Annotated in this window: 22 protein-coding genes, 1 tRNA gene and 1 pseudogene; 17 read left to right on the forward strand and 7 right to left on the reverse strand. The window is 63.4% G+C overall.

Annotation, left to right across the window (positions count from 1 at the left end; translation table 11 throughout):
• Window positions 1-6: 6 nt before the first annotated feature.
• Window positions 7-1,269, reverse strand: coding sequence for a beta-ketoacyl-ACP synthase II (gene fabF, locus CHB90_RS00220; RefSeq protein WP_089275806.1), 1,263 nt, complete (start codon window positions 1,267-1,269; stop codon window positions 7-9).
• A 186-nt stretch (window positions 1,270-1,455) separates the two neighbouring features.
• Here fabF and CHB90_RS00225 point away from each other — a divergent pair, with 186 nt between their 5' ends.
• Window positions 1,456-2,328 carry a hypothetical protein gene (locus CHB90_RS00225; RefSeq protein ID WP_089275807.1) on the forward strand — a complete coding sequence of 291 codons (873 nt, stop codon included), beginning with the start codon at window positions 1,456-1,458 and terminating at the stop codon, window positions 2,326-2,328.
• 34 nt (window positions 2,329-2,362) lie between these two features.
• Here the strand turns inward: CHB90_RS00225 and CHB90_RS00230 are convergent, their stop codons facing one another.
• Window positions 2,363-3,160 carry a glycosyl transferase gene (locus CHB90_RS00230; RefSeq protein WP_089275808.1) on the reverse strand — a complete coding sequence of 266 codons (798 nt, stop codon included), beginning with the start codon at window positions 3,158-3,160 and terminating at the stop codon, window positions 2,363-2,365.
• Window positions 3,161-3,409: 249 nt separating this feature from the next.
• On the opposite strand from CHB90_RS00230, the gene rsgA reads away from it, so the two are divergent.
• On the forward strand, window positions 3,410-4,450 hold the full coding sequence (rsgA, locus tag CHB90_RS00235; protein ID WP_089275809.1) for a ribosome small subunit-dependent GTPase A: 1,041 nt from the start codon (window positions 3,410-3,412) through the stop codon (window positions 4,448-4,450).
• A 275-nt stretch (window positions 4,451-4,725) separates the two neighbouring features.
• On the opposite strand, the gene CHB90_RS00240 is transcribed toward rsgA, so the two are convergent.
• Window positions 4,726-4,811 (reverse strand) — tRNA-Leu (locus tag CHB90_RS00240).
• A gap of 229 nt (window positions 4,812-5,040) precedes the next feature.
• Between CHB90_RS00240 and CHB90_RS00245 the strand changes: the two genes are divergently transcribed.
• The 6 genes from CHB90_RS00245 to CHB90_RS26440 all read left to right on the forward strand — a co-directional run bounded on the left by CHB90_RS00245 (window position 5,041) and on the right by CHB90_RS26440 (window position 8,300).
• On the forward strand, window positions 5,041-5,655 hold the full coding sequence (locus tag CHB90_RS00245) for an exopolysaccharide biosynthesis protein (RefSeq protein WP_089275810.1): 615 nt from the start codon (window positions 5,041-5,043) through the stop codon (window positions 5,653-5,655).
• 93 nt (window positions 5,656-5,748) lie between these two features.
• Entirely contained in the window at window positions 5,749-6,207 is a 459-nt protein-coding gene (locus CHB90_RS00250) for a disulfide bond formation protein B (protein ID WP_089275811.1), read from the forward strand.
• 124 nt (window positions 6,208-6,331) lie between these two features.
• Window positions 6,332-6,589 carry a hypothetical protein gene (locus CHB90_RS00255; protein WP_089275812.1) on the forward strand — a complete coding sequence of 86 codons (258 nt, stop codon included), beginning with the start codon at window positions 6,332-6,334 and terminating at the stop codon, window positions 6,587-6,589.
• Window positions 6,590-6,684: 95 nt separating this feature from the next.
• Window positions 6,685-6,828 (forward strand): glyceraldehyde-3-phosphate dehydrogenase, encoded by a 144-nt coding sequence (locus tag CHB90_RS00260; protein ID WP_089275813.1) that lies wholly within the window; start codon window positions 6,685-6,687, stop codon window positions 6,826-6,828.
• Between the two features lie 107 nt (window positions 6,829-6,935).
• On the forward strand, window positions 6,936-7,937 hold the full coding sequence (gene gap / locus CHB90_RS00265; RefSeq protein WP_089275814.1) for a type I glyceraldehyde-3-phosphate dehydrogenase: 1,002 nt from the start codon (window positions 6,936-6,938) through the stop codon (window positions 7,935-7,937).
• A 204-nt stretch (window positions 7,938-8,141) separates the two neighbouring features.
• The gene (locus CHB90_RS26440) at window positions 8,142-8,300 is read left to right on the forward strand and encodes a hypothetical protein (protein WP_170940945.1); all 159 of its coding nucleotides are present in this window, start codon (window positions 8,142-8,144) and stop codon (window positions 8,298-8,300) included.
• 245 nt (window positions 8,301-8,545) lie between these two features.
• Here the strand turns inward: CHB90_RS26440 and coaD are convergent, their stop codons facing one another.
• From coaD to CHB90_RS00280, 3 genes are all read right to left on the reverse strand, one after another.
• A complete protein-coding gene (coaD, locus tag CHB90_RS00270) occupies window positions 8,546-9,040 on the reverse strand; it encodes a pantetheine-phosphate adenylyltransferase (protein ID WP_089275815.1) in 495 nt (164 codons plus the stop codon).
• A gap of 88 nt (window positions 9,041-9,128) precedes the next feature.
• Window positions 9,129-9,566 (reverse strand): CBS domain-containing protein, encoded by a 438-nt coding sequence (locus CHB90_RS00275; RefSeq protein ID WP_089275816.1) that lies wholly within the window; start codon window positions 9,564-9,566, stop codon window positions 9,129-9,131.
• Between the two features lie 119 nt (window positions 9,567-9,685).
• Window positions 9,686-10,603 (reverse strand): LysR family transcriptional regulator, encoded by a 918-nt coding sequence (locus tag CHB90_RS00280; protein WP_089275817.1) that lies wholly within the window; start codon window positions 10,601-10,603, stop codon window positions 9,686-9,688.
• A gap of 99 nt (window positions 10,604-10,702) precedes the next feature.
• Between CHB90_RS00280 and CHB90_RS00285 the strand changes: the two genes are divergently transcribed.
• The 9 genes and pseudogenes from CHB90_RS00285 (at window position 10,703) to CHB90_RS00320 (ending at window position 19,570) form a co-directional block, all read left to right on the forward strand.
• Entirely contained in the window at window positions 10,703-12,202 is a 1,500-nt protein-coding gene (locus tag CHB90_RS00285; RefSeq protein ID WP_089275818.1) for a CoA-acylating methylmalonate-semialdehyde dehydrogenase, read from the forward strand.
• A gap of 299 nt (window positions 12,203-12,501) precedes the next feature.
• A complete protein-coding gene (locus tag CHB90_RS00290; RefSeq protein ID WP_089275819.1) occupies window positions 12,502-12,939 on the forward strand; it encodes a hypothetical protein in 438 nt (145 codons plus the stop codon).
• A gap of 76 nt (window positions 12,940-13,015) precedes the next feature.
• Window positions 13,016-14,143 (forward strand): carboxylate-amine ligase, encoded by a 1,128-nt coding sequence (locus CHB90_RS00295; RefSeq protein ID WP_089275820.1) that lies wholly within the window; start codon window positions 13,016-13,018, stop codon window positions 14,141-14,143.
• A 199-nt stretch (window positions 14,144-14,342) separates the two neighbouring features.
• Window positions 14,343-15,479 (forward strand): glycosyltransferase, encoded by a 1,137-nt coding sequence (locus CHB90_RS00300; protein ID WP_089275821.1) that lies wholly within the window; start codon window positions 14,343-14,345, stop codon window positions 15,477-15,479.
• Between the two features lie 142 nt (window positions 15,480-15,621).
• On the forward strand, window positions 15,622-16,761 hold the full coding sequence (locus tag CHB90_RS00305; protein WP_089275822.1) for an acyl-CoA dehydrogenase family protein: 1,140 nt from the start codon (window positions 15,622-15,624) through the stop codon (window positions 16,759-16,761).
• A gap of 119 nt (window positions 16,762-16,880) precedes the next feature.
• A pseudogene (locus tag CHB90_RS27425) lies at window positions 16,881-17,888 on the forward strand (enoyl-CoA hydratase/isomerase family protein); the annotation flags it as partial.
• 30 nt (window positions 17,889-17,918) lie between these two features.
• Window positions 17,919-18,791 (forward strand): 3-hydroxyisobutyrate dehydrogenase, encoded by an 873-nt coding sequence (gene mmsB, locus CHB90_RS27430; RefSeq protein WP_342744931.1) that lies wholly within the window; start codon window positions 17,919-17,921, stop codon window positions 18,789-18,791.
• Window positions 18,792-18,892: 101 nt separating this feature from the next.
• Window positions 18,893-19,279, forward strand: coding sequence for a hypothetical protein (locus CHB90_RS26065; RefSeq protein WP_141135777.1), 387 nt, complete (start codon window positions 18,893-18,895; stop codon window positions 19,277-19,279).
• 87 nt (window positions 19,280-19,366) lie between these two features.
• On the forward strand, window positions 19,367-19,570 hold the full coding sequence (locus tag CHB90_RS00320; RefSeq protein WP_089275825.1) for a YgaP family membrane protein: 204 nt from the start codon (window positions 19,367-19,369) through the stop codon (window positions 19,568-19,570).
• Window positions 19,571-19,620: 50 nt separating this feature from the next.
• Here CHB90_RS00320 and uvrA read toward each other — a convergent pair whose 3' ends face one another.
• Entirely contained in the window at window positions 19,621-22,485 is a 2,865-nt protein-coding gene (gene uvrA / locus CHB90_RS00325; RefSeq protein WP_089275826.1) for an excinuclease ABC subunit UvrA, read from the reverse strand.
• Between the last annotated feature and the right edge of the window lie 30 nt (window positions 22,486-22,515).

Raw genomic sequence — 22,515 nt, forward strand, 5'->3', positions numbered from 1 at the left:
GGGGGATTACTCCGGTTTGCCGAAGATCACGCTGGCGTTGGTGCCGCCAAAGCCGAAAGAGTTCGACAGCGCATAGGTGATCTTGCGTTCGCGTTTGGCGTTGGGCGCAAGGTCGATCGGGGTTTCGACCGCCGGATTGTCAAGATTGATGGTCGGCGGGACCACCTGATCGCGGATCGCAAGGATCGAAAAGATCGCCTCGATCGCGCCAGCGGCGCCCAGCAGGTGCCCGGTTGCCGACTTGGTCGACGACATGGTCGCATTGGACACGGCATCGCCCAACATACGCTCCACCGCGCCCAGTTCGATGGTGTCCGCCATGGTCGAGGTGCCGTGCGCGTTGATATAGTCCAGCGCGTCGGGCGTCAGGCCCGCGTCCTTCAACGCCGCCCGCATCGACCGTTCGCCGCCATCGCCGTCCGAGGCAGGCGCGGTGATGTGATAGGCGTCGCCCGACAGGCCGTAGCCGCAAACCTCGGCATAGATCTTGGCGCCGCGCGCCTTGGCGTGTTCGTATTCCTCCAGCACCACAACGCCCGCGCCTTCGCCCATGACAAACCCGTCACGGTCGGCGTCGTAAGGGCGGCTGGCCTTTTGCGGATCGTCGCCGCGCTTGGTCGACAGCGCCTTGCAAGCGTTGAACCCGGCGATGCCGATTTCCGAAATGGCCGCCTCTGCGCCGCCCGCGATCATCACGTCGGCGTCGCCGTATTTGATCAACCGCGCCGCATCGCCGATGGCATGCGCGCCGGTGGAACAGGCGGTCACAACCGCATGGTTCGGGCCCTTGAAGCCATAGCGGATCGACACGTTGCCGGAAATCAGGTTGATCAGCGCGCCGGGGATAAAGAACGGCGACACCCGGCGTGGACCCTTGTCCCGGATCAGCAGCGCGGTTTCCGCGATGGAGTTCAGCCCGCCGATGCCAGAGCCGATCATGACGCCGGTGCGCAGGCGGTCCTCTTCATCCTCGGGCGTCCAGCCGGCATCCCGCACCGCCTGATCGGCAGCGGCAATGCCAAAGCGGATGAATTCATCCACCTTGCGCTGTTCCTTTTTGTCCATGTAGTCGTCGACATTAAAGGTGCCGTCCGTGCCGTCACCATACGGAACTTCGCAGGCATAGGTCGTGGCCAGATGGCTGGCGTCAAACTTGGTGATGGTGCCCGCGCCGGACTGTCCGTCCAGCAGGCGTGACCATGTTTCTTCCACTCCGGACGCCAGTGGCGTGACAAGCCCCAGCCCGGTGACAACTACGCGACGTGCCATGCGCCTGCCCTTCTGTTCGTTCGCTCTTGGTCCGGTCATAACGCGCGAAGCCGTGCAGGGGCAAGAGGATGCCGCCGCGATCGGCAGATCGACGTCGATGCGTGTATGGCGGGGCCAGCAACGAAACCCGGACAATTGCGGCCAATTCGGGTATGGTGGCCAGACCTGCTGCCCGGGGATGATCAAATGCTGTATCGACTGGCCCTAGCCACCGTCTGCCTGTTGTCCCTTGGCGCGGCCCCCGTCCGCGCGGACGGGTTCATCAACCCCGATCCGGGGCCGGTCACGGGCTGTTTCAACACAGACGCCCGTCGCGCGTCGCAGTTTGACAAGGGGCATTCGCCTAGCGCACGGTCGCTGACGCGGGCGGACGCCAAGTTGACGGCATTGGCGCAGGGCGCCGGTTTGGTGGAAACCTGTCTCACTACGCCGAACGGTCAGCAAACCTATATCGCCTACGGTGATATTCTCTATCGATATGAGCACTTGCAACAAAGCCATTGCATGGCGCTTCGGCTGCGGGACAACAAGATGCTGGCCGTGGGAACCTGCTTTCCCGACCGGGTGATGCGGGACGCCGGGATCCGCACCGGCCATATGCGTGTGCACCTTGGCCCTGCCGCATCGCAGCAGACCTTTGAGGTGGTGCCCGTCGCCGCTGCACTCCTTCCGACCGGGCCGGCAGCTGTGCTGCAAGTGGTCGGGGGCGACAGAAAAGTGCCCACGGCCCCGATCCTGAAACACGCCACGGCAGACCCGATGCCCGGGCAACGGGCCATTCTGGTGTTCCATACGTCGGATGGCGTGCTGTCGATCATCGACACAGAGTGTCAGGTCGCCGCTCCGACGCCTCGGTCAAATCTGTCTCCGGGCAGTTTCCTGAACACCTGCCGCGGCAGCGTTCCCACCGGAGGCGGGTTGCTGCTGGACGCCGAAACCTACGAATTGCTGGGGATCCAGACCGGCTGGCGCGGTGATGGCCTGATGAAGGCCACCCGCCCCACTGCCCTGCTGGACGCATTGGGCATCGGCGATGACGCCCTTTTGTCCAAAGACTGACCTGGGGTAACTGTCCGGTCCAGTTCGTTTCGTGTCAGGCCCAGTCGCTGCCCAGATCGGCGCGCGCCCGCGTGACCCAGTGGTCCTGCAACCAGCCGGATGGCTTGGCATAGCGGATCACTGACCCGCTGTATCCGGCGATGGCCTCTGGCATCTTGGGTCGTCCGTGAAAACAGACCACGCGGGCATCCTGTGGCAGGCGCGGCGCGCGGAAATAGTTGCCCGGAAACGGGTTGCAATCATATTTGAACGACACCACCCAAGGGTCGGGAATATAGGTGAACACCTCCCGCCCCATCGCCTTGTGCGAGGTATAGCGCTGTTCCGAGCCGCGCGCCTCTTCGACCTCGGCATAGGGGTTGGCGGCGAGATCGTCGTACAGGAACCCGTGCAAGGCCGGATCAAAGCGAAAGACCGATCCGTGCCCAGTGGGCCGCCCCTTGCGCTTTTCGGTCCAATCGTGGCGCATCGCCACCATGCCGGGGGCCAGGTCGTGGATCTCATCCAGCGACCCGGTGATCACCACGTCCAAATCGAACCCCAAAACAGGCCCCGCCAGATCCGGCACCAATCCGGGCCGAAACAGCGAGGTCTTGCGCATCGCCCCTTGCCGGTTCGCCACCGCAAGCGCCGCGTTCATCGGTTCGGCAAAGGGTTCCACCGGCAGGCCCAGCACCTCGATATCCGGATGCAGCCCCTCGCCGTGTTCGGTCATGCAGAAAAACCGCACCGGGCGCGACAGGTTGCGCCGCACGCCCGAGTATAGCCGGTTGACGTATTCGGGACCAAACAGCGTCCCCCACTTGATGCACATGACGTTGATCGGTGACATCGCGCGTCCCTGCCTTTGCTGTTGCGCGGCAGATAGCAACGCGGGCCCCAGAATACCAGCGGTTGATACCAGCGCTTGCAGCGGCGGCCCGCCGGGTCTAGACAAGATGCAGACCCAACAGGACGGAGGACAAGATGGAGATTGCATCCCCCCTCCGGGCCGCGCGCTGAACACCAGCCCGCCGCCCGTGCACGCACACCGGGCCGCCTCCGGCGGACCCAATTGCATGTCTGAACGGGACTTATCGCATTGACAGATGACACACTGACCGGCCTTGGATGGTCGGACCATTTTGCACGCCAACTGACGCCAGAGGATGCTGGCCTGACCCCTGCCCGCATCGCCGAGGTTCACCGCGACCGTCTGCGCGCCGTCACTCTTGCGGGTCAGGTTGACCTCTTGCCCACGGAATCCACAGGCACCTATGTCGTGGGCGACTGGGTTCTGAGCAACAGCACCCATGCGGTGCGGCGCCTGACCCCGACCGGCGAGATCACCCGACGCGCCGCCGGGCGTGACGTCAGGATGCAGCGCATCGCAGCCAACGTCGACACGCTGGGCATCGTCACCAGCTGCAACGCCGATTTCAATGTTGCACGGCTGGAACGCTATCTGGCGCTGGCGCATTCCGGCGGCTGCCTGCCGCTGATCGTGCTGACCAAACCCGACATGGCCGTGGATGCGGATGACTACCTGAGGCAGGCGCAACGCCTGTCTCCGCTGGTGACCGCGATCAGCCTGAACGCCCGCGATCCCGAGGAGGTGGCTCGCCTGACCCCGTGGTGCAAGAACGGCCAGACACTGGCGCTTGTCGGGTCATCGGGTGTGGGCAAGACAACGCTGCGCAATGCGCTGACCGGAGAGGACGCCGCAACACGCGGCATCCGCGAGGATGACGCCAGGGGCCGCCACACCACCACTAACCGCAGCCTTGCGCCAACGCTTGCGGGCGGCTGGCTGATCGACACGCCGGGGATGCGCGAATTGCAATTGGCAGATGTGGGCGACGGCATCAGCGCGGTCTTTGACGACATCGAGGAACTGGCGCTGACCTGTCGGTTCCGCAATTGCGCGCATGAGGGCGAACCGGGCTGCGCCGTGCAGGCCGCCATTGCCGCCGGAGATCTCGACGCGGACCGCCTGGCCCGCTGGGGCAAACTGCGGCGCGAGGATCGCCACAACTCTGAAACGGTGGCGGAATCGCGCGCGCGCGGCAAAGCCTTCAACCGTGTGGTCAAAGAGGCCATGTCCAAGAACAAGCGCAAGCGGCCCCCCGGCGACACCGCCTAACACGCCCACTTGCGGACAGGCCCCCCTGTCCGCATCGGCGGTATGGTTCCTAACCGGCGGACACGTCATGCTGGCGATAATGGGCTGATCTGTAGCGGCAGGCATCGAAGACCGCCCGTCTGTCGAGACACGCAAGCACCCGGTCCGGTTTGCCAACCGCGATCCCGACGATTGCTGATCGGCCTTTCAGCCTGATGGTCGCTTGCAAATCCAGCCGGCCCGCTCGTTTTGTCCCGAGACAAAGCGACGGCAGTCCAGAATGATGGTCTGATATGTGGTGCCCAAGGTGGGATTCGAACCCACACACCCGCAAAGGCGGGGGATTTTGAATCCCCTGCGTCTACCGTTCCGCCACTTGGGCACGGACCACGTCTTTAGCCGCCCGCATTTGTCTGGACAAGGGCGATTTGCAACAGCGATGACAAAACCCGCCATAGCGGCAACCACACATACATGCCTACGTCATGTGCAACGCCACACCCGGCGTCAAAGGTGCGGCGGTCAATGGCTGGCGCCCACGCAGCCGATTTGCTAACCGGAGGCAAATCACGGACGCCCTCTTGCGCGCCAAAAGGCCAGGAAACTCCTTTATGACGACCTCTGACGCCAGCATCCTGGCCATATCGGACCGCCTTGACAGTCTGGTCGCGGAGGCGCCGGGCGACTCTGTGTCGCTCGACTGGATCCTTTCGCAATTGCACGAACGGGCCTTTGGTCTCTTTCTGCTGATCCTCGCGCTGCCCTGCTGCATCCCCTTCCTGTACGGGATTCCGCAGATCGTCTCGTTGCCATTGATGTTCGTGTCCGTGCAAATCCTGCTGGGCCGCCGGATGCCCTGGCTGCCCCGCAAACTGGGCGCGCGCACGGTCTCGACGGCTGGACTGGCCAGTCTCGCCCGCCGCGCCGGACCCTGGCTGCGCCGAATCGAGGCCGTCAGCCGCCCCAGGCTGGGCGCACTGACTCGCCGCCCTGTCGACCAGCTTGTCGGGCTTGGCCTTGTGGTGTTCAGCGCCTCGATCATGGTGCCGCTGCCGGGCACCAACACGGTGCCCGGTTTTGCGGTCGTGGTGGTGGCCATGGGCCTGTTGCAGCGCGATGGCGTGCTGGTCCTGGTTGGGGCGATTCTGGGGACAACCTGGATTGCCACCCTCATATTTGCGGGTGCGACGCTGGCCAGCCTGATCAAGGCATGGATCGGTCTCTGAGCGCACCAAACATGCCCCCAAGGGGCCGCAATGACTTGAACCGCCCCCCGTCCTGCGCCACCACTGCAGTGGCCAAGCCATCATGAGGACCCTATGACCCGTCGCACTTATACTCTTCTGGCCCTCGTCGGATCAGCCGGACTCTTGCTTGGCGCGTTGTACTTTCAGTATTTTCGCGGGTTGCCGCCTTGTCAGTTGTGCTACTGGCAACGCTACGGCCATTTCGGCGCATTGGGGTTTGGCGCCATCGCGCTGGTGGTTCCGGCGCGCATCCTGCTGGGTCTGGGCGCACTGGCGGCGCTGTCCAGTTCATTGGTCGGGATCTTTCACAGCGGTGTAGAGCGCAAGTGGTGGGACGGGCTGAAAAGCTGCACGGCGCCGTCGATTGAGGGGCTGACCCCGCAAGAGGCGCTGGACGCGATCATGAACGCGCCGATGGTGCCCTGCGACCAGATCCCGTGGGAGCTGTTCGGCCTGTCGATGGCCAACTACAACGTCTTTGCCTCTGCGGCGATTGCGGCGCTGTTTGTGCTGGCGGCCAAGGCGCGCTGAGACGCGAGAAACCCGCCGAAACCGAAGTCATAGGCCGCAAACCCCCGGCTTTCGGCCAATACCGCATCGGCCCGGTGCAGTGCATCTTTTGTCCACGGCCCGCAGTCCCGCAGGTCGCCGAAACATGGACCTTGCCGCCGGGGCCTTTCATGACATCGTCACGCAGCAATTCGAAAACTGGCGCATGCCCCTGTCGGAACAGGATGTGGCGATGCTGACGCTCAAGGGGCTTACCATCCCCGAGGTTGCGCAGATGCGCGGCAATACCGACGATACGGACAAGGCGCATCTGGGCGCATCTGGGCGCATCTGGGCGCGATCTACAGCAACCCCGGGATCAGCGGGCGCGGCGCGTTTCTTGCCCTGTTCATCGAGGAGCTGATAACTGCGCCCCCAACGCATCACAGCCCGACGTGACATGGCCTGCCCGCTCTGGCATGACTGGGCGCAACAACCCGCAGCAAAGGCCCGCGCCCCATGACCAACCGGCTTGCCATCATCCTTGGGCTTATCCTTGTCGGCGCGGTTGTCGCGGACATGTCCTTGACCGATGGGGCGAACCTGCTGTTCCTTGGGCGCAAGGTCTTTGTCCTGATCGACTGGCTGGCCTTCTGGCGCTAAGCTGACAGCAGTTGCCCGGGTTGACTTTTTCGCGCCTGGATGATTGTTAGCGGTAACAAGATCATTTTCTTCCGTATCCGCCCCACGACACAAAAGGGACCCTCCCAATGACCGTCAAAGTCGCCATCAATGGCTTCGGCCGCATCGGACGCAATGTCCTGCGCGCCATCATCGAATCCGGCCGCACCGACATCGAAGTGATCGCAATCAACGATCTTGGCCCGGTGGAAACCAATGCCCACCTGCTGCAATACGACAGCGTACATGGCCGGTTCCCGGTCGAGGTGACGCATGGCGACGACAGCATCGACGTGGGCCGTGGCCCGATCCGCGTGACCGCCATCCGCAACCCCGCCGACCTGCCGTGGTCGGACGTGGACGTGGTGCTGGAATGTACCGGGATCTTTACCTCGAAAGAGGCCTGTCAGGCGCATCTGGACAACGGGTCCAGCCGCGTTCTGATCTCGGCCCCCGGCAAGGACGCGGACAAGACCATCGTCTACGGCGTCAACGACAGCGTGCTGACGGCAGAGGATCTGGTGGTCTCCAACGCCTCCTGCACCACCAACTGCCTGGCCCCGGTGGTCAAGGTGCTGAACGACGAAATCGGCATCGTCAAAGGCTTCATGACCACGATCCACAGCTATACCGGCGACCAGCCGACGCTGGACACCATGCACAAGGATCTGTACCGCGCCCGCGCGGCGGCCCTGTCGATGATCCCCACCTCGACCGGCGCGGCCAAGGCCGTGGGTCTGGTGCTGCCGGAACTGAACGGCAAGCTGGACGGCGTTGCGATCCGCGTGCCCACGCCCAATGTCTCGGTCGTTGACCTTACGTTCGAGGCCTCGCGCGACACCACCGTCGAAGAGATCAACGCCCTGATCCGCACCGCAGCCGATGGTCCGCTCAAGGGCGTGCTGGGGTATACGGACAAAAAGCTGGTCTCGACCGATTTCAACCATGACCCGCATTCGTCGATCTTTCACACCGACCAGACCAAGGTCATGGAGGGCACCATGTGCCGCATCCTGACGTGGTATGACAACGAATGGGGCTTTTCCAACCGCATGGCCGACACCGCTGTCGCCATGGGCAAACTGATCTGACATCACCCCGCAGGGTGACAGACAAAGGCCGCTTTCGGGCGGCCTTTTTGCATGGATGGGACGCGGGCCTCCCGATACCCGCGTTTTCTTTCCCCAAGGGAAGACCTGCAAAAAACGCAAGGCGACTATCCGTTTCCGGCAATTGTGCTGCACTGCAGCGCACCTATGTTTGCGGTAACATAAACGCAAACAGGAGACTTTGATATGACCCTCTTTTCCGACATCCGCATCCGCATGAACAAGCACGCCCAATTCCGCGCCACCGTCCGCGAGCTGGAATCGCTCGACGCCGTGACGGCCCGCGACCTTGACATTGCACCGTCCGAAATCCGTCGCATCGCGCGTCAGGCCGTCTACGGTTAAGGCCATCGCGCCAACAGTTTGCGACACGGCGCCGCGCCCGGAACATCGGGGCGGCGCCGGGGCCTACACCCTCGTCAAGGCAGATCGGTCGAACCGCAGGATGGCCAGCGAGACAATCCAGAACGGGCCTTACGTCACGCGCCGCAGCTATCCCGCGCAGGACATCGCCATGCAGTTCATCTGCAAGGCCTGATCGCTGACCGCCTCGCGGCGGACAGTCCGATACGTCATTTCTGTCTGGTGGCTCAGGTGCCCAACCGATGCTTGAGCGCGGCATTCACGGCAGGGGGGACAAATTTTGACACGTCCCCGCCCAGCCGCGCGATTTCCTTGACCAGTTTGGAGGCAATGGCCTGATGCCGCGCCTCCGCCATCAGGAACACCGTCTCGACGCTGTCATCCAGCGCGCGGTTCATGCCGACCATCTGATACTCATACTCGAAATCCGCCACCGCGCGCAGGCCGCGAATGATGATCTGTGCGCCAACGTCATTGGCGCAGTCGATCAGCAGGTTCTCGAACGGATGCGCCACGATCTCCGTGCCCGTCTGTTCGGACAATTCGCGGCACTCGGCCTCGATCATGGCCACACGCTCTTCGAGCTTGAACAAGGGCCCCTTGTCGCGGTTGATGGCCACGCCGATCACCAGCCGGTCCACCAGGGAGGCGCCGCGCCGGATAATATCGATATGCCCCAGCGTTAAGGGGTCAAAGGTTCCGGGATAAAGACCGACGCGCATCGCAGCTTCCCTTCTGGTTTGCCTTTGAGACGCAACAATATTGCGCCGTGAAATGCAACCATGATCCGCCGCGATGCGGCAAATCCACTTACCAGGGGTTTGAAATCATGCCTTCCAGCGCGTCCTTTTCGGCGGCCAGTTCTGTCAGACGCGCCTTGACCACGTCCCCCAATGTCACCAGCCCGACCATCTTGCCGTCCTCGACCACGGGCATGTGGCGGAACCGGCCTTCGGTCATCCGGGTCAGAATGCCGTCGGCGGAATCCTCGCGGGCGCAGGTAAAGGGGTCCGACGTCATGTATGTATCAACCGACGCATCAAGGCAGGCGGCACCCTTGGACGCCAATTCGCGCACGATGTCGCGTTCCGACAGGATGCCAAGGGCAATCTCACCGTCTTCGGAGACGACCACCGTCCCGATGCGTTTCTCCGTGAGGATCCTCGCGGCCTCTGAAACCGTGGTTCCCGGCGTGACGGTGTAAACCCCGTCGGTGCCCTTACTCTTGAGGATCTGGTGAACCTGCATCGCGTGACCTCCCTGCAACATGGCCATGACAGTAGCGTGGCGCGGGTCGATACAGACTGTCAAGTGGTTGAAAGTCTCATGGACCTCTCCATCGGCCCCCGCGCACGGACTTGCGCCGCTCAGCCGGGCGGCCCGCCCTGCTCTGCCAACAGTTCCAGCCGGGTCAGTTCCTCACGCATTCCCGCCACCAGCGCCTCGGCGAAACGGGTCTGGCGTTCCAGCCGCCGGTCGTCGGCGTGGCGCACAAGGTAGAAACTGCGGGTCAGCGAAATCTGTTCGCGCAGGACAAACCGCAGGCCCGGCGCGGTCGGCATGGCAAAGTCATGCACGATTCCCAGCCCCGCGCCCTGCCGCAGCCAATGAAACTGCACCGCAACGGAATTGGACGCCAGCGGCACCCGCTCGACCCCCAGTTCGCCAAGGTAGTCCAGTTCCTTGTCAAAGATCATGTCGGGGATATAGCCGACCGCCCGATGCCCCTTCAGGTCTTCAGGCACCGCTATGGGGGCATGTGCGGCCAGATAGGCGTCACTTGCGGCCAGATGCAGCCGGTAGTCGGTCACTTTCTGCACAACCAGCCGCCCGGCAGAGGGCGGCGAGACGGCGATGGCCATATCCGCCTCCCGCCGACTGAGATTGACCACCCGCGGCAGCGCCACGATCTGCACGTCCAGATCCGGGTTGCGGTCGGCGATCCGCGCGCAGACCTGCGGCAGCAGGAAGCTGGCGCAGCCATCCGGCGCGCCGATCCGGATCTGCCCCGACAGACCCTCGGTCCGGCCCACCAGCGCCTCGGACGCCTGGCTGGTGGCCTGTTCCGCCTCTTCGGCAAAGCGCACAAGGCGCGATCCCGCCTCGGTCAGCGCATAGCCCTGCGGCGACTTGGCGAACAAGGGCGCGCCAAGGCTTTCCTCCAGCCGCGCCACCCGCCGTCCCACCGTGGCCGCATCCATCCGCAGCCGCCGCCCCGCCGCCGACAGGCTTTCGTCGCGCGCCACGGCAAGGAAAATCCGCAGGTCGTCCCAGTTGTCCACCATGCCTCCTTTGCAAAAACGCAAAACGCCTTTGCCGCATTCTGTCTGTTCACAGCATTTTTGCAAGAGTACGATCCGCGCCAAGCATAGCAGGAGGATTCCATGACCGAACTCACAAACTGGATCAACGGCCAGCACGTCAAAAGCGGCTCGGGCCGGTTTTCGGACGTCTTCAACCCCGCCACCGGCGAAGTGCAGGCCAAGACGCCGCTGTCGTCGGTCGAGGAACTGAACGAGGCCGTCGCCAAGGCGAAAGAGGCGCAGGTCGCATGGGGCAACACCAATCCGCAGCGCCGCGCCCGCGTGATGATGGCATTCGGTGCCTTGATCAACAAACACATGGACGAACTGGCCGAGCTGGTCGCCCGTGAACACGGCAAGACCCTGCCCGACGCCAAGGGCGACGTGCAGCGCGGTCTTGAGGTCGTTGAGGTCTGCATGGGCGCGCCCAGCCTGCTGAAAGGTGAGTTCACCGATGATGGCGGCCCCGGCATCGACCTCTATTCCATGCGCCAGCCGCTGGGTGTGGTTGCGGGCATCACGCCGTTCAACTTTCCCGCCATGATCCCGCTGTGGAAGATGGCCCCGGCGCTGTCCTGCGGCAACGCCATGATCCTCAAACCGTCCGAGCGTGTGCCCTCCACCGCGCTGCGTCTGGCGGAACTGCTGCAAGAGGCCGGTCTGCCCGATGGCGTGTTGCAGGTCGTGAACGGTGACAAATCCGTGGTCGATGCAATCCTCGACAACGAGGACGTCGCCGCCGTCGGCTTTGTCGGCTCGACGCCCATCGCGCAGTACATCTATGGCCGCGCCGCCAACAACGGCAAACGCGCCCAATGCTTTGGCGGTGCCAAGAACCACATGATCATCATGCCCGACGCCGATCTGGACAAGGCCGCCGACGCGTTGGTCGGCGCCGGCTACGGTGCCGCCGGTGAACGCTGCATGGCGATCTCCGTCGCTGTGCCGGTGGGCAAGGAAACCGCTGACGGCTTGATCGAACGGCTGATCCCGCGCGTCGAAAAACTCAAGGTCGGTCCTTACACCTCGGGCGACGACGTGGACTATGGCCCGGTGATCACCGCCGCCGCCAAGTCGCGCATCGAAGGTCTGGTCGACAGCGGCGTGAATCAAGGCGCCAAGCTGGTCATCGACGGGCGTGGGTTCGAAATGCAGGGCTATGAGAACGGCTTTTTCGTCGGCCCCTCGCTGTTCGACAACGTGACCCCGGACATGGACATCTACAAAGAGGAAATCTTTGGCCCGGTCCTGTCCACCGTTCGCGCTGACACCTATGAGGACGCGCTGAACCTTGTGATCGACAACCCCTACGGCAATGGCACCGCGATCTACACCGCCGACGGCGACACCGCGCGTGACTTTGCCCACCGGGTCAACGTCGGCATGGTTGGCATCAACTTCCCGATCCCGGTGCCGCTGTCGTACCATACCTTTGGCGGCTGGAAGAAATCGGCCTTTGGCGACCTCAACCAATACGGCCCCGACGCCTTCCGATTCTATACCAAGACCAAGACCGTCACCGCGCGCTGGTTCTCTGGCATCAAGGAAGGCGGAGAGTTCAACTTCAAGGCGATGGACTAAGCTGATCTTTCGGGGGCGTCGCTTGTCGGCGCCCCTGTCGTTCCGAGTTGACGTGGCGCAGTTGACGTGGCGTAAAAGCTGCTCCAGGCACGCACCGGACGAAAAAGGAAAAGCACCATACAACCGTCGTCTCCCCCCTCACGCTGCGCGCCGGACTGGCGATCAAGGCGCTCTGCCATGTTCCGGTCGCTGTCATTGGACGCGGGCCAAACCGCGACGGGTCAAATCGCCTGTCAGTTGCGCCGGGGAAAGCGGTCCGGTCAGGACTGCCCGGAACCGGGCGCGCAAGACCATCCACCATGCCGATAGACCTTTCCGTCCACCCGGACCGACGGCTTGCGCTGTTCCGCATGAACGGCGTCATCGACGTACCCGACGCGATTGGCGCGTTTCGCTCTTACGTCGACCATCCGCTGTTCGACCCGACATTCGTGATGCTGACCGATACCGTCGCGGTCACCGAGGTCGATGCAAATTTTCGTGGCGTCGTGGGCGGTGTGCACCGGTCGCTGTCGCTGATACGCAAGTTCCCCCAAGAGGCGCACAGCGTCATCTTTGCGCCGCAGGACGTCACCTTTGGCATGGCCTGTGTGCTGCAGCAGGTGGTCGAACCGCTCTCGCATCTTCGGTTCGACATCCTGCGCGACGAAGCTGACGCCCTTGCGAAGGCAGGACAGGCAGAGCACAGCTTTGACGCGCTGCAAGCGGCATTGCTGCGCGCGCCTCTGTCCGACTGACCGCGCGGGCGGCGCGAATTGCGGTCTTCCCTTTCGGGAAAGCCTCTGCTTTTCTTGGTCAAAAGCGGGGGACATCATGGCCGAACCACCCTTCAGCATTGGCATCGAAGAGGAATACCTGCTCGTCGATCGCGACACCTGTGCGCTGGTCGAGGCGCCGGACGGCCTGATGGAGGCCTGTGCCGCGGAACTCGAAGGGCAGGTCAGCCCCGAGTTCCTGCAATGCCAGATCGAGATCGGCACCCGCCCCTGCGCCGGGGTGGCAGAGGCCCGCGACGACCTGCGCCGCCTGCGCGCGTCCGTGTCGCGCCACGCGGAAAAACACGGCCTGTCGCCCATCGCCGCCTCCTGTCACCCGCTGGCGGACTGGAAGAACCAGCACCACACCGACAAGCAGCGCTACAACGACCTCAGCCGCGATCTGGGCGGGGTTGTGCGCCGCATGCTGATCTGCGGGATGCATGTGCATGTGGGGCTGGACGACGACCCGCTGCGCGCCGACCTGCTGGCGCAGACCAGTTACTTTCTGCCGCATCTGCTGGCGCTGTCCACCTCCTCGCCCTTCTGGCAGGGGCGCGACACCGGGCTGGCCAGTTATCGCATTTCGGTCTTCGACAACCTGCCCCGCACCGGCCTGCCGCCACAATTCGACAGCTGGCAGGATTTTGAGCGGTCGACCCAGATCCTTGTCGATACCGGCGCGATCGAGGACACCACCCGCATCTGGTGGGATCTGCGCCCCTCGGCGCGCTATCCCACGCTGGAGGCGCGCATCATGGACGTGCAACCGCGTCTGGAACACGCCCTGACGCTGGCCGCCCTGATCCAATGCATCATGCGGATGCTGTGGCGTCTGCGCGTGCGCAACCAGCGCTGGCGCCTCTATGACCGGTTCCTGATCGGCGAAAACCGCTGGCGCGCGCAACGCTACGGCGTCAGCGCAGGGCTGATCGATTTCGGCGCTGCTCAGGTGGTGGCCTTTGACCAACTGGCCGAAGACCTGCTGGACCTGATCGAAGAGGACGCCGTGGCGCTGAAATGCCTGACAGAGGTCGCCCGCGTGCGCGAGATTGTCGAACAGGGCACCTCTGCCGATCGCCAGCGCGCGGTCTACGCCAAGGCCGAGGCAGACGGCGCCGACCATGAGGGCCGAATGCGCGCCATCGTCCACCACCTGATCGACGAATACCACGCCGATCTGTGATCCGTCGCAGGGGGGCGTCATGCCAAAGGCATGCTTTCAGCATGACCCCCGTCTCCCTGAGGTCGCCCCCGGGATGTTTTGGCCAGAAAAAGGCGGGGCAAGGCGGCCCGTTGCCATTGGCGGCGCATCCGTCCCGCTTGCCCTTGGCAGCACGCCCGCGCCACGATAGGACGCCCGCACCAGCCCGGAGACGCGTCCCATGAAAACCGCCATCGCCACGTCGGACTATTTTGTCATGGGCGAGACCTTTATCAACCGCCATATCCAGCACCTCTTTGGCGGCGAGACCTGCGTGGTCTGCGGGCGGTTCAATGGTGAGGATCCGCTGGGCAAGCCTCTGTTCACCCGCCGGGGGCCGCTCTCGGCGATGGACAAGTTCCGCGCGCCCTTTGCCGCCGCTGGGGGGGCGCTGCTGCACGGCACCTCGCGCCTGCCCTTTGGCGACAACCGCCGCCAGCTTGCCGCGTTTTTGCGCGATGAGGGGGTCGATGTCATCCTGGCAGAGTTCGGCACCCAGGCGCTGGTGATGGCGCAGCTGGGCAATGCCATGAACATCCCGGTCTTCACCTACTGGCGCGGCACCGATGCCTCCAAGATGCTGCGCTCACGCCAGCGGGTCCGCTCTTACCGGCTGATGATGCCGCGTCTTGCGGGCATGTTTTCCGTCAGCCAGTTCCTGCTCGACAACCTCGCCGCACACGGCATCCGCCACGACAACGCCCATGTGGTGCCCTCGGGCGTCGACATCCGCCGCTTTGCCCCCGGCCCCAAACGCCCCGGCAGCTTTCTGGCCGTCGGGCGCATGGTCGAGAAAAAGGCCCCCCACATCACCCTGCGCGCCTTCGCCACAGCCGCCAAAACCCGCGACGCGCACCTGACCTTCATCGGCGACGGCCCCCTGCTGGACGACTGCCGCACGCTGGCCGCCACTTTGGGCGTGGCCGATCAGGTCACCTTCACCGGCGCCCTGCCCCATGACCAGGTCCGCGAGCACTTGTTGACGACCGAAGTCTTTCTACAGCATTCCGTCACCGCCAACGACGGCAACACAGAGGGCCTGCCCACCGCCATACAAGAGGCGCTGGCCTGCGGCTGCATCACAATCTCCACCCGCCACGCCGGTATCCCCGAGGCGGTCGAGGACGGTGTGAACGGCCTGCTGGTCGATGAATGGGACGAAGACGGCTTTGCCGCGCGCATCGCGCAGATCCTCGACACCCCCGACCGCAGCGCCCTGTCCGCCGCCGCCCGCGCCACCGCCGAGGCCAAGTTCGACAATGACGTGGGCCTTGCGCGGGTCGAACAGATCATCCGCGAAACCTGCGCCAACACCTGAGTTACCGCAAACACCGACCGCCATTTCACTGGCCCGCTTTGCAGAATTGCAAAGCGGGCCTGCATCCGCCCCTGTTGCATTACACGCGCCTTCGCGCGACAATCTGAACGAGTGTTCATTTCAGCCGAGGGAGGAGGCCGCGATGGATTTTGCGCTTTCAGAGGAACAGACAGCCATCTTCGACATGGCCCATGCCTTCGGGCAAGAGCGCATCGCGCCCTTCGCCCGCGAATGGGAGGCCGCAGGCACCATCCCCAAGGAACTCTGGCCCGAAATCGCGCAACTGGGATTCGGCGGACTCTACGTCTCCGAAGAAAGCGGCGGCTCCGGCCTGTCACGTCTCGACGCGGCGCTGGTGTTCGAGGCACTCAGCATGGCCTGCCCGTCGGTCGCGGCCTTCCTGTCGATCCACAACATGTGTGCACGCATGATCGACAGCTTTGCCAGCGACGACTTCAAGGCCCGTGTGTTGCCAAAGGTTCTGACCATGGAAACCGTGCTCAGCTACTGCCTGACCGAACCGGGCAGCGGCTCTGACGCCGCCGCCCTGCGCACCCGCGCCACCCGCACCAACGCGGGCTACAGTCTGTCGGGCACCAAGGCGTTCATCTCCGGCGGTGGCTATTCGGACGCCTATGTCGTCATGTGCCGCACCGGCGAAGACGGCCCCAAAGGCATCTCCACCTTCTATGTCGAGGACGGCGCAGAGGGTCTCAGCTTTGGCGCGCTGGAACAAAAGATGGGCTGGAAATCCTCGCCCACGGCACAGGTCCAGTTCGACGATTGCCCGGTTCCGGCAGAAAACATCATCGGCGAAGAGGGCCGCGGCTTTTCCTACGCCATGGCAGGCCTCGACGGCGGCCGCCTCAACATCTCGGCCAGCGCATTGGGTGCGGCGCAAAACGCGCTCGACCTGACGCTGCAATACATGTCCGAACGCAAGGCCTTCGGCAAAACCATCGACCAGTTCCAGGCGCTGCAATTCCGCCTCGCGGAATACGAAACCAAACTGCAAGCCTCGCGCATCTTCCTGCGCCAAGCCGCGTGGAAACTGGACAACAAGGCGCCCGACGCCACCAAATTCTGCGCCATGGCCAAGCTCATGGTCACCGACAATGCCTTTGACGTGGCCAACGGATGTTTGCAGATGTTCGGCGGCTACGGCTACCTCGCCGACTACGGCGTCGAAAAGATCGTCCGCGACCTGCGGGTCCACCAGATCCTCGAAGGCACCAATGAGATCATGCGCCTGATCATCTCGCGCCAGATGCTTGCGTCCTGACCACAACCTGGGGCACCGCGCCCCCCGGTTTCTTCTGGCCAAAAATATCCTCGGGGGTGAATGGACCAAAGGTCCAGAGGGGGCAGACAGCCCCCTGACCCCCTCAAGACAGGCACAACATGACCGATATCCAGATCCGCACTCAAGGCCACGCCGGCCACATCACGCTGACCCGCCCCAAGGCGCTGAACGCGCTGACCTGGGACATGTGTCTCGCGGCGGAAAAGGCGCTGGACGCCTGGGCCAACGATGACGACATCGCGCTGGTGATCATAGATGCAGACGGCGACCGCGCCTTTTGCGCGGGCGGCGACATCGCCGAGATGTACCGCATCGGCATCTCGGGCGACCTCGACTATGGCCGCCGCTTTTGGCGCGACGAATACCGCATGAACGCCAAGCTGGCGGAATACTCCAAACCCATCGTCAGCTTCCTGCACGGCTTTGTCATGGGCGGCGGCGTCGGTCTGGGCGGGCATTGCTCCCATCGGATCGTCTGCGAGAGCACCCAGATCTCCATGCCCGAGGTCGGAATCGGCTTTGTCCCCGACGTGGGCGGCACCTATGTCCTGTCCCGCGCGCCGGGCCGGCTTGGCGAATACCTTGGCCTCACCGCCGCGCGCATGGGGCCGGGCGATGCGATCCACGCCGGCTTTGCCGACCGCTATCACCCGCAGGACGACTGGCCCGCGCTGAAACAGGCACTGATCGACAGTGGCGACATCACGGCCCTGGGCGAGGCCCCCACACCGCCCGACAGCCCGCTGGCCGCGCAACAACCCGAAATCGATACGCTTTTCGGCGGTGAGGCGCTGCGCGATGTGCTCAACACCCTGCGCGCCAGCGACAGCGCCGTGGCCCAGGACGCGCACAAACGCATGTCGCGCAACGCGCCCTTGTCCATGGCCCTGACGCTGGAGATGATCCACCGGCTGCGCACGCCCTCCCTCACCATTCGCAAGGCGCTGGAGCTGGAATACCGCGTCAGCCACCGGATCATGGCACACGGGGACTTCCTCGAAGGCATCCGCGCCGCCATTATCGACAAGGACAAATCGCCCAAATGGCGTCACCCGCTGGATCAGGTGCCCCTGATCGACGTGGCCAAGATGCTGATGCCGCTGGGCAAGGACAGCCTCGATTTCAAGGAGAATACCATGCAGATCGGCTTTATCGGACTGGGCAACATGGGCGCGCCCATGGCCGCCAACCTCGCCAAGGCAGGCCACACCGTCACGGGCTTTGACGTGGCTGGCGCGCAGGCAGAGGGCGTGACACAGGCCAACAGCGCCGCAGAGGCCGCGCAAGGGGCCGAGATCGTCATCACCATGCTCCCCAATGGCGAGATCCTCAAATCCGTCGCGGCAGAGATCCTGCCGGTGATGGACAAGGGCGCCATCCACCTTGACTGCTCCACCGTCGATGTCGCCTCCGCCCGCGCGGTCGCCGAAGAGGCCGCCACCAAGGGCGTCGAGGCGCTGGATGCGCCGGTCTCCGGCGGTGTCGGCGGCGCGTCGGGTGGCACGCTGACCTTCATGGTGGGCGGATCGGACGCCGCCTTTGCCCGCGCCCTGCCCCTGTTCGACATCATGGGACAAAAGGCGGTGCATTGCGGTCCGTCCGGCAACGGTCAGGCGGCCAAGATCTGCAACAACATGATCCTCGGCGTGACCATGATCGCCACCTGTGAGGCCTTTGCCCTCGCCGACAAACTGGGGCTGAGCCGCGAGGCGATGTTTGACGTGGTTTCGACCTCATCGGGTTACAGCTGGTCGATGAACGCCTATTGCCCCGCCCCCGGCGTCGGCCCGCAAAGCCCCGCCGACAACGACTATCAGCCCGGTTTCGCCGCCGACCTGATGCTCAAGGACCTGCGCCTCAGCCAGCAGGCCGCAACCGACGCCGACGCCGACACGCCCTTGGGCGCGGCCGCGATGGAGCTATACAAACAGTTCGTCGAAGACGAAGACGGCAAAGGCCGGGATTTCTCTGCCATGCTGCCGCGTTTCGAAAAACGCGGGCGCGGCTGACACGTCCTTGGCGGCTTTCCGCCCGAACCATGCAGTATTTTCGACGGAACTCCGGGCTGGTGCGTTTCATATAGACAACGCACACATCCCGGAGATTCACGATGAACCGCTCTACCCTCACTTTGCTCCTCAGCGCCGGTCTGCTGTCTGCTTCCCTTGCCAGCCCCGCAATGGCAGACCGTTGCACACCCGGACAATCAAAGAATTCTCGCGCCTGTGCTGCAACCATCCAGCACAAAAAATCCGTTCAGAAGCAGCACCAAAAACAAGTGCAAAAGCAGGTACAAAAGCAAGTCCACAAACAGACCGTGAAATTTCGCAAAGGGCAACGCATTGCGAGCCATCACGCTCAACTGAAAAATCCCGGACGCTACGGCCTGCGAGACGACCGCACCTATGTGGTGGTCGAAAAACAGGTTTACCGGATCGACCCCGACACGCGGGCGGTTCTCAGCATCATCGGGGCCCTCGCACAACTCAGCAACTGAGCCGGGGTGGTTGATCCAGATCATATGCAAAGATGAATATGCGATGATAGTTCACCGTAGGATCAACCATTTCCCTCGGAGGCAACCATGTTTGCAAAAAACGTCGGTCAATCGGACCGCATCATCCGCGCCATTGTCGGCATCGTGGCGATCATCGCCTTTTTCATGATCTCGGGCGGCTGGTCATGGCTGCTGCTGGTCGTGGGCATCGTGATGCTGGCCACCGCCGCACTGGGCACCTGCCCGCCCTATGCCCTGCTGGGCATCAACACCTGCAAACTCAAATCCTGAGCTTGACAACAGCGGGGCCCTCGCCGGGCCCCGCACGCCAACGTCAGACGCTATTCCGCCGCCACCTTGCGCGGCTGCAACATCGGCTTGAGATAATGGCCGGTGTGCGATTCCTCTACCTCGGCCACCTGTTCCGGCGTGCCTTCGGCCACGATCCGCCCGCCACCATCGCCGCCCTCAGGGCCGATGTCGATGATCCAGTCGGCGGTTTTCACCACGTCCAGATTGTGTTCGATCACCACAACCGTATTGCCGCCCTCAACCAGTTCGTGCAGCACTTCCAACAGCTTGCGCACGTCTTCAAAGTGCAGGCCGGTGGTCGGTTCATCCAGGATATACAGCGTGCGCCCGGTGGACCGCTTGGCCAGTTCCTTGGACAGTTTGACGCGCTGCGCCTCGCCACCTGACAGGGTCGTCGCCTGCTGGCCGACCTTGATATAGCCAAGGCCGACACGGGCCAGCGCATCCATCTTGTCCCGGATCGACGGCACCGCCTTGAAAAACTCCTGCGCGTCTTCAACCGTCATGTCAAGAACGCCAGCTATGCTCTTGCCCTTGAACAGAATTTCCAATGTCTCGCGGTTATAGCGCGCGCCTTTGCAGGTCTCACAGGTGACATAGACATCCGGCAGAAAATGCATCTCGATCTTGATGACACCGTCGCCCTGACAGGCCTCACAGCGCCCGCCCTTGACGTTGAACGAAAACCGCCCCGGCTTGTAGCCGCGCGCCTTGGCCTCTGGCAGACCGGCAAACCAGTCGCGGATCGGGGTAAAGGCCCCGGTGTACGTCGCTGGATTCGAACGCGGAGTCCGCCCGATGGGCCGCTGGTCAATGTCGATCACCTTGTCCAGATGTTCCAGCCCCTTGATCGTCTCACAGGGGGCCGGTGTCTGGCGCGCACCGTTCAGCGCCATGCTCGCGGTCTTGAACAGGGTTTCAATGGTCAGGGTGGACTTGCCGCCGCCGGACACCCCGGTCACGCAGACGAATTTGCCCAGCGGGAACTCTGCCGTGACCTCTTTGAGGTTGTTGCCCGTGGCCTTCACCACCTTGAGTTTCTTGCGGTTTCCCTTGCGCCGCTCCGCAGGCACCGCAATCTCTCGCGCGCCGGACAGATATTGCCCGGTCAGGCTGGCCGGGTCGTTCTGGATCTCTTCGGGCGTGCCCTTGGCCACTACCTGCCCGCCATGCACCCCGGCACCGGGGCCAATGTCAAAGACGTAATCCGCCTCGCGGATCGCCTCTTCGTCGTGTTCGACGACGATCACCGTGTTGCCCTGATCGCGCAGGTTTTTCAGCGTATCCAGTAGCCGCGAGTTATCGCGCTGGTGCAGACCAATCGACGGCTCATCCAGCACATACAACACCCCGGTCAGGCCAGAGCCAATCTGGCTGGCCAGTCGGATACGCTGACTCTCACCGCCGGAAAGCGTTCCAGATGAACGACTTAGCGTCAGATATTCCAGTCCGACATTGTTCAGGAACCCCAGTCGTTCACGGATTTCCTTTAGAATGGCCTTTGCGATTTCGTTCTTCTGCTTGGTCAGGCTGGCGGGCACGGTTTCGCACCAGTCAAACGCCTGCTTGATCGACATCTCAACCACCTGACCCACATGCAGATCGGCGATCTTGACCGCCAGCGCCTCTTCCCGCAGGCGGTAGCCGCCGCAGGTGCCGCAGGGCCGGTTGTTCTGATAGCGTTCAAACTCTTCGCGGATCCAGTTGCTGTCGGTCTCGCGATAGCGGCGTTCCATGTTGGGGATCACCCCCTCAAACACGCGGCTGACCTGGTAGATGCGCCCGCCCTCGTCATAGCGGAACTGGATTTCCTCGTCGCCCGAACCGTACAAAAACACCTGCTGCACATGGGCGGGCAGGTCTTTCCAGCGGGCCTTTTTGTCAAACTCGTAATGTTTGGCAATGGCTTCGATGGTTTGCAGGAAATAGGGCGATTTACCCTTGCGCCATGGCGCCAGCGCGCCATCGCTGATCTTCAGCGTCTGGTCCGGCACCACAAGGCGTTCGTCAAAGAACAGCTCCTTGCCCAGACCATCACAGACCGGACAGGCCCCGAAAGGCGCGTTGAAGGAAAACAGCCGGGGTTCGATTTCCGGGATGGTAAAGCCGCTGACCGGACAGGCGAAATTCTCGGAAAAGGTGATCCGCTCCGGCTCGCCCTCATCCTCGCGCGGCGCGGTTTCCAACACGGCAATGCCGTCGGCCAGATCCAGCGCGGTGCGGAACGAATCCGCCAGCCGGGTTCCCATGCCCTCGCGCACCACGATCCGGTCGACAACGACGTCGATGTCATGGCGAAACTTCTTGTCCAGCGTCGGCGGGCTGTCCAGCTCGTGGAATTCCCCGTCCACCTTGACGCGCTGGAACCCCTGCTTGCGCAGCTCCAGGAACTCCTTGCGGTATTCGCCTTTGCGGTCGCGCACGATGGGGGCCAGCAAATAGCCGCGCGTCCCGTCCTGCATGGTCATGACCCGGTCGACCATGTCCTGCACCTGCTGCGCCTCGATGGGCAGGCCGGTGGCCGGACTGTAGGGGGTGCCGACCCGCGCAAACAGCAGACGCATGTAGTCGTAAATCTCTGTCACCGTGCCAACGGTGGACCGCGGGTTCTTGGACGTGGTCTTTTGCTCGATGGAGATCGCCGGCGACAGACCGCTGATATGGTCCACATCCGGCTTTTCCATCATGTCGAGGAACTGCCGCGCGTAGGCGCTCAGCGACTCGACATAGCGGCGCTGGCCCTCGGCGTAGATGGTGTCAAAGGCGAGGCTGGACTTGCCCGACCCGGAAAGCCCGGTGATCACAACCAGTTGATCGCGCGGGATGTCCACGTCGATGGATTTCAGGTTGTGCTCGCGCGCGCCGCGCACCTCGATTTTCTTGAGTTCCGGCATCTCTGACCCCCGGTATTGCAACCCGGCAGT

The sequence above is a fragment of the Antarctobacter heliothermus genome (assembly GCF_900188425.1).
Taxonomy (GTDB): Bacteria; Pseudomonadota; Alphaproteobacteria; order Rhodobacterales; family Rhodobacteraceae; genus Antarctobacter; species Antarctobacter heliothermus.

What these genes read in the sequence shown, in the direction of transcription:
- CHB90_RS00255 (WP_089275812.1), top strand. Translation starts at nt 6,332, where the DNA reads ATGGACCTTGCCGCCGGGGCCTTTCATGACATCGTCACGCAGCAATTC.
- CHB90_RS00275 (WP_089275816.1), bottom strand. Translation starts at nt 9,566, where the DNA reads ATGCAGGTTCACCAGATCCTCAAGAGTAAGGGCACCGACGGGGTTTAC.
- CHB90_RS00245 (WP_089275810.1), top strand. Translation starts at nt 5,041, where the DNA reads ATGACGACCTCTGACGCCAGCATCCTGGCCATATCGGACCGCCTTGAC.
- gap (WP_089275814.1), top strand. Translation starts at nt 6,936, where the DNA reads ATGACCGTCAAAGTCGCCATCAATGGCTTCGGCCGCATCGGACGCAAT.
- CHB90_RS00280 (WP_089275817.1), bottom strand. Translation starts at nt 10,603, where the DNA reads ATGGTGGACAACTGGGACGACCTGCGGATTTTCCTTGCCGTGGCGCGC.
- coaD (WP_089275815.1), bottom strand. Translation starts at nt 9,040, where the DNA reads ATGCGCGTCGGTCTTTATCCCGGAACCTTTGACCCCTTAACGCTGGGG.
- CHB90_RS00230 (WP_089275808.1), bottom strand. Translation starts at nt 3,160, where the DNA reads ATGTCACCGATCAACGTCATGTGCATCAAGTGGGGGACGCTGTTTGGT.
- uvrA (WP_089275826.1), bottom strand. Translation starts at nt 22,485, where the DNA reads ATGCCGGAACTCAAGAAAATCGAGGTGCGCGGCGCGCGCGAGCACAAC.
- CHB90_RS26440 (WP_170940945.1), top strand. Translation starts at nt 8,142, where the DNA reads ATGACCCTCTTTTCCGACATCCGCATCCGCATGAACAAGCACGCCCAA.
- CHB90_RS00285 (WP_089275818.1), top strand. Translation starts at nt 10,703, where the DNA reads ATGACCGAACTCACAAACTGGATCAACGGCCAGCACGTCAAAAGCGGC.
- CHB90_RS00320 (WP_089275825.1), top strand. Translation starts at nt 19,367, where the DNA reads ATGTTTGCAAAAAACGTCGGTCAATCGGACCGCATCATCCGCGCCATT.
- CHB90_RS00290 (WP_089275819.1), top strand. Translation starts at nt 12,502, where the DNA reads ATGCCGATAGACCTTTCCGTCCACCCGGACCGACGGCTTGCGCTGTTC.
- CHB90_RS00260 (WP_089275813.1), top strand. Translation starts at nt 6,685, where the DNA reads ATGACCAACCGGCTTGCCATCATCCTTGGGCTTATCCTTGTCGGCGCG.
- fabF (WP_089275806.1), bottom strand. Translation starts at nt 1,269, where the DNA reads ATGGCACGTCGCGTAGTTGTCACCGGGCTGGGGCTTGTCACGCCACTG.
- CHB90_RS00295 (WP_089275820.1), top strand. Translation starts at nt 13,016, where the DNA reads ATGGCCGAACCACCCTTCAGCATTGGCATCGAAGAGGAATACCTGCTC.
- CHB90_RS26065 (WP_141135777.1), top strand. Translation starts at nt 18,893, where the DNA reads ATGAACCGCTCTACCCTCACTTTGCTCCTCAGCGCCGGTCTGCTGTCT.
- CHB90_RS00225 (WP_089275807.1), top strand. Translation starts at nt 1,456, where the DNA reads ATGCTGTATCGACTGGCCCTAGCCACCGTCTGCCTGTTGTCCCTTGGC.
- CHB90_RS00305 (WP_089275822.1), top strand. Translation starts at nt 15,622, where the DNA reads ATGGATTTTGCGCTTTCAGAGGAACAGACAGCCATCTTCGACATGGCC.
- mmsB (WP_342744931.1), top strand. Translation starts at nt 17,919, where the DNA reads ATGCAGATCGGCTTTATCGGACTGGGCAACATGGGCGCGCCCATGGCC.
- CHB90_RS00250 (WP_089275811.1), top strand. Translation starts at nt 5,749, where the DNA reads ATGACCCGTCGCACTTATACTCTTCTGGCCCTCGTCGGATCAGCCGGA.
- CHB90_RS00300 (WP_089275821.1), top strand. Translation starts at nt 14,343, where the DNA reads ATGAAAACCGCCATCGCCACGTCGGACTATTTTGTCATGGGCGAGACC.